The 10,076-nt window shown below is 68.7% G+C and carries 8 protein-coding genes; 3 read left to right on the top strand and 5 right to left on the bottom strand.

Going from position 1 to position 10,076, the window contains the following annotated elements:
- Positions 1-219: 219 nt before the first annotated feature.
- The 3 genes from G6048_RS28730 to G6048_RS28720 are packed head-to-tail and all read right to left on the bottom strand — an operon-like array spanning position 220 to position 3,852.
- The gene (locus tag G6048_RS28730) at positions 220-1,167 is read right to left on the bottom strand and encodes an N-acetylneuraminate synthase family protein (RefSeq protein ID WP_165342494.1); all 948 of its coding nucleotides are present in this window, start codon (positions 1,165-1,167) and stop codon (positions 220-222) included.
- Between the two features lie 13 nt (positions 1,168-1,180).
- Positions 1,181-2,488: an N-acylneuraminate cytidylyltransferase gene (locus tag G6048_RS28725; RefSeq protein WP_165342493.1), complete on the bottom strand. Its 1,308-nt coding sequence runs from the start codon at positions 2,486-2,488 to the stop codon at positions 1,181-1,183.
- A 56-nt stretch (positions 2,489-2,544) separates the two neighbouring features.
- Positions 2,545-3,852, bottom strand: coding sequence for a DUF6716 putative glycosyltransferase (locus tag G6048_RS28720; RefSeq protein ID WP_165342492.1), 1,308 nt, complete (start codon positions 3,850-3,852; stop codon positions 2,545-2,547).
- Positions 3,853-4,050: 198 nt separating this feature from the next.
- Between G6048_RS28720 and G6048_RS28715 the strand changes: the two genes are divergently transcribed.
- The 3 genes from G6048_RS28715 to G6048_RS28705 are packed head-to-tail and all read left to right on the top strand — an operon-like array spanning position 4,051 to position 7,555.
- On the top strand, positions 4,051-5,028 hold the full coding sequence (locus G6048_RS28715; protein WP_165342491.1) for a glycosyltransferase family 2 protein: 978 nt from the start codon (positions 4,051-4,053) through the stop codon (positions 5,026-5,028).
- On the top strand, positions 5,025-6,359 hold the full coding sequence (locus tag G6048_RS28710; RefSeq protein ID WP_165342490.1) for a polysialyltransferase family glycosyltransferase: 1,335 nt from the start codon (positions 5,025-5,027) through the stop codon (positions 6,357-6,359). The genes G6048_RS28715 and G6048_RS28710 overlap by 4 nt, the downstream gene beginning before the upstream one ends.
- Positions 6,356-7,555 carry an acyltransferase family protein gene (locus G6048_RS28705; protein WP_165342489.1) on the top strand — a complete coding sequence of 400 codons (1,200 nt, stop codon included), beginning with the start codon at positions 6,356-6,358 and terminating at the stop codon, positions 7,553-7,555. Before G6048_RS28710 ends, G6048_RS28705 begins: the two co-directional genes overlap by 4 nt.
- Positions 7,556-7,738: 183 nt before the next feature.
- Here G6048_RS28705 and G6048_RS28695 read toward each other — a convergent pair whose 3' ends face one another.
- Both G6048_RS28695 and G6048_RS28690 read right to left on the bottom strand, forming a co-directional pair.
- Positions 7,739-8,320 (bottom strand): Uma2 family endonuclease, encoded by a 582-nt coding sequence (locus tag G6048_RS28695; RefSeq protein ID WP_328827231.1) that lies wholly within the window; start codon positions 8,318-8,320, stop codon positions 7,739-7,741.
- Between the two features lie 90 nt (positions 8,321-8,410).
- Positions 8,411-9,991, bottom strand: a complete 1,581-nt coding sequence (locus tag G6048_RS28690; RefSeq protein WP_165342487.1) for an acyl-CoA mutase large subunit family protein — start codon at positions 9,989-9,991, stop codon at positions 8,411-8,413.
- Between the last annotated feature and the right edge of the window lie 85 nt (positions 9,992-10,076).

Raw genomic sequence — 10,076 nt, 5'->3', positions numbered from 1 at the left:
CCTGCCGCCCGGAGGGCATCGGCATGTGCCCACTCCAGGACGTTGAGGAGCTGGACCGGGCTCTCCACGAACGCGAGCGTGTGGGGGGAGGCCGGGCGGGGGCCGGCGGATCCGGCGCGGGGGCTCATCGACGTATGACCGTCGCTTCCGTGAGTACGGACTGGGGGATCCGTGAGTACGGATTGGCGGTCCGTGTGTACGGACCGAGTGGTGCCGGGATCAGACCGCGACCGGCTCGCCCGCGGCGTCGGCGATCTCGGCCTCGGCGACTACGCCCTGGACGCGGCGCAGCTTCTTCATCGGGCCGAGCTCGGACTCGTACACCTTCTTGACGCCGTCGCCGAGGGAGGCCTCGATGGTGCGGATGTCGCGGACGAGGCGGGTCAGGCCCTGCGGCTCCACCGACGCGGCCTGGTCGGAGCCCCACATCGCGCGGTCCAGCGTGATGTGACGCTCGACGAACGTGGCGCCAAGGGCGACCGCGGCGAGCGTGGTCTGCAGGCCCGTCTCGTGGCCGGAGTAGCCGATCGGGACGTTCGGGTACTCGGCCTGGAGGGTGTTGATGACGCGCAGGTTGAGCTCCTCGGCCTTCGCCGGGTACGTCGAAGTGGCGTGGCAGAGAAGGATGTTGTCCGAGCCCAGGACCTCCACCGCGTGGCGGATCTGCTTCGGCGTCGACATGCCGGTGGAGAGGATGACCGTGCGGCCGGTGGCGCGCAGCGAGCGCAGCAGCTCGTCGTCGGTCAGGGACGCGGAGGCCACCTTGTGGGCGGGGACGTCGAACTTCTCCAGGAAGGCGACGGCCTCGGTGTCCCACGGGGACGCGAACCAGGCGATGTCCTTCGACTTGCAGTACTCGTCGATCTGGCGGTACTCGTCCTCACCGAACTCCACCCGGTGGCGGTAGTCGATGTAGGTCATGCGGCCCCAGGGGGTGTCGCGCTCGATGTCCCACTGGTCGCGCGGGGTGCAGATCTCCGGGGTGCGCTTCTGGAACTTCACGGCGTCGCAGCCGGCCTCGGCCGCCGCGTCGATCAGCTTGAAGGCGTTCTCGAGCTCGCCGTTGTGGTTGATGCCGATCTCACCGGTGACGTAGACGGGCTGACCCGGACCGGCGGTCTTCGAACCGAACGTGCGCAGACGGGAGATGGAGCTGACAGAGCTCATGACAGGGAGTTCCTTACTTGTTGAGGGAGTCGAGAGAAGGGCCGAGGATCCAGCTGGCGATCTCTCGGATCGCGCCGTCGCCGCCGGGGACGGTGGTGACCGCGCGTGCGGCGCCGCGCACGACGTCGTGGGCGCTCGCGACCGCCACGGGCCAGCCCACGAGGGCGAAGCACGGGAGGTCGTTGACGTCGTTGCCGACGTAGAGCACGCGCTCAGGCGCGATGCCCTGCTCCTCGCACCACTGCTTCAGTGCGAGGTCTTTCCGGTCGATGCCGTGGAGCACCGGAATCTTGAGCTTCCGGGCTCTGGCGGCGACGACCGGGTTCTGCTCCGTGGACAGGATCAGCATCGTCAGGCCGCTCTTGCGGAGAGCCGCGATACCGAGTCCGTCCCCGCGGTGCACGGAGACGAACTCCCGTCCGTCGGAGTCGATCAGCACCCTGTCGTCCGTCTGGGTGCCGTCGAAGTCGAGGACGACCGCGTCGATGTCTTCGGCGGTCGGGAGGGCGCCGGGCCGGTTGGCGTCGAAGAGGGGCGCCAAAGCCCTTGCGCGGGCGAGGTCGTGCGGGTCGTCGATCTCCAGGACCCGGGCGGGGTCGGTGCGGACGAGCTCCGTACGGCCGAAGAAGCGGTGCTTGTGCTCGCGCAGGCCCACGGCGTTCATGGCGTACGCGGCGCCGGTCTCCAGCAGGTCCTGCGGGCGGTCCTGGCGGCGCGGGCGGAAGGACTTGTCGTGGTTGACGCCGTAACCGCCGTCCGTGGCCGTGGTGTTGGCGACGGCCGTGCCACCGCCGACGGCCTGGGTGGTCTGGGTGGCCTGGGTATCGACCACGGCCGGGTCGTCGTCGGCGTCCCGCCAGATGAAGCCGTGGAAGGGCGCCACGGTCAGCGCGGTGTCCGCGCCGTTCTCCACGACCGCGCCCGCGACCCCGTCGAGGTCCTCGCGGACGATGAACGGGCTGGTGCACTGCACGAGCAGCACCACGTCGACCGCCGAGCCGTGCAGGGCCTCGTGCGCGTCCATGGCGTGCAGGACGGCCGCCTCGGAGGTGGCCGTGTCGCCGGCGATGGCGGCGGGGCGCAGTACGACTTCCGCGCCGGCCTCACGGGCGGCGGCGGCGATCGCCTGGTCGTCGGTGGAGACCACGACGTCCGTCACCAGCCGGGCCGCGCGGCACTCGCGCACCGCGCGGGCCACCAGCGGCACACCGCCGACCGGGAGGAGGTTCTTGGCGGGGACGCCCTTGGAGCCGCCCCTGGCGGGGATCACCGCGAGCACGCGACGTACCGAAGTCGCTTGGCCCGCTTCCGGGTTGGACATGCGATGTACTCCTTGCGAGGGGTTCGGGGCGCCCGCGTGCGTCGGCTCGGGGGCGCTCACAGCTCGCCCATCCGCCGGATGACGGGCGCCACACGCTGCACGCCGTGCCGGTAGGCGCCGCGCGCCGCCCGGCGCACGATCTGCCGTACGGGTCCCGGCTCGGTGTCGGCGGCGGGCGCGCCGGGCAGCGGGCTGCCGTCCGGGGCGAGGTGGTGGCGGGCGAGGATGCCGGGCAGATAGCCGGGGGCGGTGACGGGCGTGTAGTAGGGGGCGAGGGAAGGGAGTTCGCCCTTGTCGAGCAGTTCGGCGATGCGCGTACGGGCCGCGTCGAAGGCCGTCTCGTACGCCCCGTCGGCAGCGACTCCCTGCCGTGCCACCCACTCCTCGTCGGGCGACGGCTTGTGCCCGGCGTCGAGCTGGTCCCAGGAGGCGAGGCATCCGGAGCCGACGAAGTGGTGGTTGCCCAGCGACTCGCGCACGCCCAGGTCCGTGAGCAGGACCGTGGGGATGCGCCGGTGCAGGGACTCCAGCGCGGCCGTCGAGCTGATGGTGACCAGCAGGTCGGTGCGGTCGAGGACCTCGCCCATGTGCCCGTACACGAGGCGGAAGTTGGCGGGCAGGTCAAAACGCTGCGCCAGCTTCTGGTAAGGCTGCTCCTCGATGTGCGTGGTGTGCTCGCCGGGCTTGGAGCGCAGCTTCAGCAGGACCTCGCGGTCCGGGTGCAGCCGTGCGTGCTTGACGAGCCGCTCCAGCAGGTACATACGGTCCTTGCGGCTCTCCGGCACGGAGGGCTGCGCGGCGAAGACGACCGTGTACGGGTCGTTCTCGGCGTACGCGTCCCCGCCGAGGAACGGCAGCGCGACCTCGGTCACGGAGGAGGCGTCGGCGCCCACTCCCTCGTACACGGCGGTGAAACGCTCCGCGTCCTGGCGGGAGTTGGCGAGGACGAGGTCCGCGCCGTGCCGCAGCAGCAGCCCGTCGGCGAGCTTCTCGTAGACGACGCCGACATAGCCGGTGACGACCACGGGCCGCTTCGTACGGTCCTGCCAGGCGTGCCCGAGTCCGTGCAGCATCGCCTGGACGGCGCCGCCGACGAGGGCGAGCACGACGATGTCGTACTCCGCTTCCCGCAGGCTCCGCAGGAATTCGACACCGGTGACCTCGCGGAGCGAGTCCGCGCGGACGCCGACCTCTTGGAGCTGGCGGGCGGTGGGGGTCGCACGGCCGCGCAGGAGATAACCGTCGAGGCGGATGTCCGATTCGGCCGGTGCAATACGGTTCGCGGTGAGCGCGCCCCATTTCCACCGGGTATCGGAATCCGCGAGAACGGCGACTCGCAGGGACTTCGAAGTACTTGCTGGCACGTCCAAGACGCTAGGAAGCGATTCCGATGCGCGGCCCAACCGGAATGCAACAAAGGGTTAACAGCACATCGCCGAATGGCGAATCGGGCCCGGATACGCGCGGGAAAAGGCTGGGTTCACCATTCCGCCACGCGCCGTTCACCTGGCATCTCACCATCGGTCAAGACGAATGCCGGGCCGCCGCCTAACGTCACGTGGGTGGTCAAGCTCTCCGTCATCGTGCCGTTCTACAACGTGCAGCAATACGCACCCGACACCCTGAGGAGCCTGCGTGCCAACGCGCGTCAGGACTTCGAATTCATTCTCGTCGACGACTGCTCGCGCGACGAGACACCGGACATTCTCGCGCGCGCGGAGCGCGAGCTCCAGGGTGCCGTGTACGTCAGACACGAGCAGAACGGAGGTCTGGCGACCGCGCGCAACACGGGTATCGACGCGGCACGCGGCGAGTATCTGACGTTCCTCGACGGCGATGACTGGCTCGCGCCCGGGTACTACGAACAACTCCTGGGCGCCATCGAGGACTTGGGTGTCGACTTCGTCCGTACGGACCATGTCCAGACAACCGCGCGGGCCCGCTCGATCCACCGCTTCCCGCACGGCCGGCGCGGTGTCGTACTGAACCCGCGCGAGGCGATCCTGCCCGCCGACCGCTCCACGGCCGTGGACTACGCGTACGCGTGGGCTGGCATCTACCACCGCCGACTGGTCGACCGGGGCGTGCTGCACTTCACCGACGGGCTGCGCACGGCCGAGGACCGGCCGTGGATCTGGAAGCTGCACCGTGAGGCGGAGTCGTTCGGCGTGGTGGGGCTGCTCGGCGTGTTCTACCGGCGCGGGGTTTCGTCCTCGCTGACGCAGATCGGGGACGTACGGCAGCTGGATTTCATTCGCGCATTCGACCAGGTCGTACGGGAAACGGCCGAGGACAGGGAGGCGGATAAACTCCTGCCGAAGGCCGTTCGGACCTACTGTGCAATTATTTCTCATCACCTGGGTTCCATCGAAAGGTTCGAGCCTCCCGTGGCACGGAAACTGAAGTCGATGAGTGCCGTCGCATTGCGACGTATGCCGCAGGACGTCCTCGACGACGCCCTCGACTCCATGGACGTACAGCGCGCCACACGGCTGCGCCGGCTGCGCCGCCGTCCGGTGTCCACGGGGGTGGCCGCGTGACCACCCAGATCTTCATGGCGTCGACGCTGTACGGCACGGCGACGCTGGCGGCGGCGGTCGACGCCGACTGCTTCCGCCCTGCCGACCGGCGCATCCTGCTGGTCTCCAACAACTCGGCGACGCCTGAGACTTCGCCGGGCATCGACGAGATGCCCGGCTTCGAGCAGCTGCGCGGCCGGTTCGACGACGTCGTCTCGTGGAACGAGACCATCTCCCCTTTCCACCCGGGCGGTTGGTCCCCGCGCCTGAACGACGTACCCCTGTGGGAGCGGCATCTGCGGCTCGCCTGGAACCTCGGTGACGACGACATCGAGCTGGCCGTCGAGTCGATCCAGGTGAACCCGGCGCTCGGCGTCGCGCAGATCTTCACGGGCGCGCCCATCACCGTCTACGCGGACGGCCTGATGAGCTACGGGCCCACGCGCAGCAAGATCGACCCGCTGGTCGGCACGCGCATCGACCGGCTCCTCCACCTCGACCTGGTTCCGGACCTCAAGCCGCTGCTGCTCACCGAGTTCGGCGTCGAGCCGGAGATCGTGCCGACGGACGCGTTCACCAAGGTGCTCGCCGAACTCATCGACACGGGTGACGAGTTGCCCGTCATCGAAGAGCCGGCCCTGCTGCTCGGCCAGTACCTCTCCGCGCTCGGCATCCTCACTGCCGAGCAGGAAGAGGACCTGCACGTACGGATGCTGAAGGGGGCCGTCCAACTCGGCCACCAGCGCGTGGTGTTCAAGCCGCACCCCAGCGCCCCGGCCCGCTGGTCGCGCGCCCTGGAGAAGGAGGCCGAGAAGCTCGGCGCCGAACTCACCGTGCTGGACACCACAGTCCTCGCCGAGGTCCTCTACCAGCGGATGCGGCCCGCGCTGGTCGCCGGCTGCTTCTCCACGGCACTGCTCACCGCCTCGGCGCTGTACGGCCTGCCCGTCGCCCGGATCGGCACGGAGTCACTGCTGGAACGCCTCACGCCGTACGAGAACAGCAATCGCGTCCCCGTGACGATCGTGGACGCCATGCTGCCGGAGCTGACGGACCGCACGGCGGTCACCGAGCAGCGCAAGGGGCTGGGCACGGAACAACTCACCGAGCTCCTGCGGGCGGTGGGCTACGCCATGCAGTCCAAGATCTACCCGAATCTGCGGCCGGCCGCCGAGCGGTATCTGTCGCGCCACCTCAACGGCCATACTTGGCGCTACTTCAAGCGCCGACGGCTCACCTCGCTGGCCCTACCCGGCGCGGTGCCGACCCAACTGGCCTTCATTCCGCGCAACGCCACCGTACGCCGTGTGGCCCGTCGCGCCCGATCGCTCAAGAGGGCCACTCTCGGATGACTTCGGTCGACTCAAAGTCCGCCCCGACGGAATCTTCGGAGGCGGGCACCTCCCCCCACAGCGCAACTCCCCACAGCACCGCCACCATCAGCACCGGCGCGGACGCCACGCCAACACCCCGGATCATCGCCCGGCCCCGGGCTTCGCGCCTTCGCGCGCTCGACGGACTGCGGCTGATCGCCGCGCTGATGGTCGCCGCGTACCACTACGGCGGCCGGGACGGCCAGGTCGCCGAGGCGTGGGGCTCCTCCGCGAAGTTACAGTTCCCCACTCTGCATGAGTGGTTCGCGTACGGCTGCCTGGGCGTGCACATCTTCTTCGTGATCAGCGGCTTCGTGATCTGCATGAGCGGCTGGGGACGTCCGCTGCGTTCGTTCTTCGCCTCGCGTGCGTCACGGCTGCTGCCGTCCTACTGGGCGGCGGTGATCCTCGTGACGATGGTCTTCGCGCTGCCGGTGGTGGCGTACAAGGCCGTCTCGCCGAGCGACGCGCTGCTGAACCTGACGATGATGCAGCAACCCCTGGGCGTGGACCGGGTGTTGGGCGTCTGCTGGACGCTGTGGGCGGAGGTCCGCTTCTACGCGCTGTTCGCGCTGTGCGTCGTCATGCCGGGCGCGAACCGCCAGGGCATCATCCTGTTCTGCGCGGGCTGGACCATGGCCGCGGCGATCGCCCAGGCGGCGAACGAACCGCTGCTCGACCTGGTCCTGATGCCCGAGTACGCCCCGTTCTTCATCGGCGGCATCGGCCTCTACCTCATCCACCGCGACCGGCACGACGCCTACGCCTGGGGCATCGTGGGCGTCAGCTGGCTGATCGGCCAGCACTACGCGGTGTCCAGCCTCTGGCACGCCCCCAACCCGGACTTCTTCTCCTATCGCACCTCGTCCGGCATCATCCTGGTCGTCACCTTCGGCTTCATCGCGGTAGCAGCGATCGCCCTGGGCTGGCTGAACTGGGCCCACTGGCGCTGGCTGACGGTGGCGGGCGCCCTGACGTACCCCTTCTACCTGGTCCACGAGCACCTCGGCTGGGTAGCCATCAAGGCCTACCACCAGACCCTGAACATCCCTGCGCACGCGACCTTCCTGCTGACGATCGCGACGATGCTGCTCCTGGCGTGGCTGCTGAACCGCCTGGTCGAGGATCGCATCGGGCCCCGGCTGCGCTCGGCACTGTCGAGGCCTCGCCGCTGAACGCGCCCTCGCCGAACGGGCCTCGCTGACCGCCGTCAAGATCCTCGCAGCGTCACGTCGATTCCGGCGATGATCGCCGCGAGGCCTTCCTCGAAGCCACGGTCGTGGTCGCGGAACATCTCCTCACCCGCGGCCACGGCGAGGGTTTCCTGGCAACCCGCGCGGGCGCCCTCGGCCAGCCGGTCAGTCGTCGCCGTCGAGGAGGGTGTCCACGGAGAGTTCAAGGCTGACGCCGACGGACTCCGGGACAGGGACGCTTTGGCCCCGCTTGTAGCGCTGGGGTGCGGGGTACTTGCCGTCGACCGCGTTCTGGTAGAGGAGGACCTCATCGTGTTTGCGGTCGGCGATCAAGTAGACGGGGATGCCAGCTCGGGCATAGACATCGACTTTGGTAGCCGTGTCATTGGTCCAGTTAGAGGAGGTCACCTCCAGTACCAAACGGAAGACGTACGGCGCGTAGCAGTTCTTCTCGACCAGTGCGTCCTTGTAGTCGACATCGACAACAGAGAAGTCCGGCACCGCGTAGTCGTCCGGGCCTGTCGGCAGCCACAAGCCGATGCCGCCCAGGTATTTGAGCCCCGCCTGCCTGGCCTTGACCCTCACGAACTCCTCAACGAGCCAGCTCAGCGTCTCTTGATGCGGGCCATCCGGCGGCGGTGTCACGACAATGCTCCCGTTGAGGATCTCTACCCGGTGCCCGGGCAGCTCCTCCCAGAGCCGGTCGGCGGCATCAGCAAGCGACGACTCGTGCAGCATCACGGCCACGGCACCCTCCTTTAGGGAACACCCTTCACGAGAGTAACCGGGCAGGGGCGGTTTCCGCCCGTGATCACTCATTCGGAGTAATTGGCCAGGTCAGAACGCATCCGACGGCACGTAGTTCCCCCAGACCTCCCGGAGGGCATTGCACACCTCGCCCACCGTCGCGCGAGCCCGCAACGCATCCTTCATCGGGTACAGGACGTTGTCCGTGCCCTCGGCGGCCTTCTTCAGGGCGGTCAGGGCCGCGTCCACCGCGCCCTGGTCGCGTTCGGCGCGCAGCTTCGCCAGCCGCTCCGCCTGCTGGGCCTCGATCGCCGGGTCCACCCGGAGAGGCTCGTACGGGTCCTCCTCGTCCAGTTGGAAGCGGTTGACGCCGACCACGACCCGTTCGGCGGCGTCCGTCTCCTGGGCGATGCGGTACGCCGAGCGCTCGATCTCGCCCTTCTGGAAGCCGTGCTCGATGGCGTTGACGGCGCCGCCCAACTCCTCGACCTTCGCCATGAGTTCGACGGCCGCGGCCTCCACCTCGTCGGTCATCTTCTCGACCACGTACGAACCCGCGAACGGGTCCACCGTCGCCGTCACATCCGTCTCGTACGCCAGCACCTGCTGCGTGCGCAGCGCGAGGCGGGCGGACTTGTCGGTGGGCAGCGCGATGGCCTCGTCGAAGGAGTTGGTGTGCAGGGACTGGGTGCCGCCCAGCACAGCGGCCAGGCCCTGGACGGCGACACGGACCAGGTTCACCTCGGGCTGCTGGGCCGTCAGCTGTACGCCCGCCGTCTGCGTGTGGAAGCGCAGCATCAGCGACTTCGGGTTCTTCGCGCCGAACTCGTCCCGCATCACCCGGGCCCAGATCCTGCGCGCCGCGCGGAACTTGGCGACCTCCTCCAGGATCGTCGTACGCGATACGAAGAAGAAGGAGAGGCGGGGGGCGAAGTCGTCCACGTCCATGCCGGCCGCGACCGCCGTGCGTACGTACTCGATGCCGTCGGCGAGCGTGAAAGCGATCTCCTGCACGGGTGAGGCGCCCGCCTCGGCCATGTGGTAGCCGGAGATCGAGATGGTGTTCCACTTCGGGATCTCGGTCTTGCAGTACTTGAAGATGTCCGCGATCAAGCGCAGGGACGGCTTGGGCGGGAAGATGTACGTGCCGCGCGCGATGTACTCCTTGAGCACGTCGTTCTGGATCGTGCCCGTCAGCTGGTCGGCGCTGACTCCCTGCTCTTCCGCGACGAGTTGGTAGAGCAGCAGGAGCAGGGAGGCCGGGGCGTTGATCGTCATCGACGTGGACACTTTGTCCAGCGGGATCCCGCCGAACAGCACCCGCATGTCGTCGATCGAGTCGATCGCCACGCCCACCTTGCCGACCTCGCCGCTCGCGATCGGGGCGTCCGAGTCGTGGCCCATCTGGGTGGGCAGATCGAAGGCGACGGACAGACCCATCGTGCCGTTGGCGATGAGCTGCTTGTAGCGGGCGTTGGACTCGGTGGCGGTGCCAAAACCGGCGTACTGGCGCATCGTCCAGGGGCGGCCCGTGTACATCGAGGGGTAGACGCCGCGTGTGAACGGGTAGCGGCCCGGCTCCCCCAGCTTCTCGGCCGGGTCCCAGCCCTCCAGGTCGTCCCGCCCGTACACCGGCTCGATGGGCAGTCCGGACTCCGACTCGCGCGTCATGGGTGTGCCTCCGCGTTGCTTCACATACTCGCCAGTACAGACGACCCTCGCCACGGACTGTAGTGGTGGCCGTGCGACCGGTGGA

The organism is Streptomyces ureilyticus (assembly GCF_011045025.1).
Taxonomy (GTDB): Bacteria; Actinomycetota; Actinomycetes; order Streptomycetales; family Streptomycetaceae; genus Streptomyces; species Streptomyces ureilyticus.
Note: the sequence above shows the minus strand (reverse complement) of the source record. Positions and strands in the feature narration are given on the sequence as shown.

What these genes read in the sequence shown, in the direction of transcription:
- G6048_RS28690 (WP_165342487.1), bottom strand. Translation starts at nt 9,991, where the DNA reads ATGACGCGCGAGTCGGAGTCCGGACTGCCCATCGAGCCGGTGTACGGG.
- G6048_RS28730 (WP_165342494.1), bottom strand. Translation starts at nt 1,167, where the DNA reads ATGAGCTCTGTCAGCTCCATCTCCCGTCTGCGCACGTTCGGTTCGAAG.
- G6048_RS28705 (WP_165342489.1), top strand. Translation starts at nt 6,356, where the DNA reads ATGACTTCGGTCGACTCAAAGTCCGCCCCGACGGAATCTTCGGAGGCG.
- G6048_RS28725 (WP_165342493.1), bottom strand. Translation starts at nt 2,488, where the DNA reads ATGTCCAACCCGGAAGCGGGCCAAGCGACTTCGGTACGTCGCGTGCTC.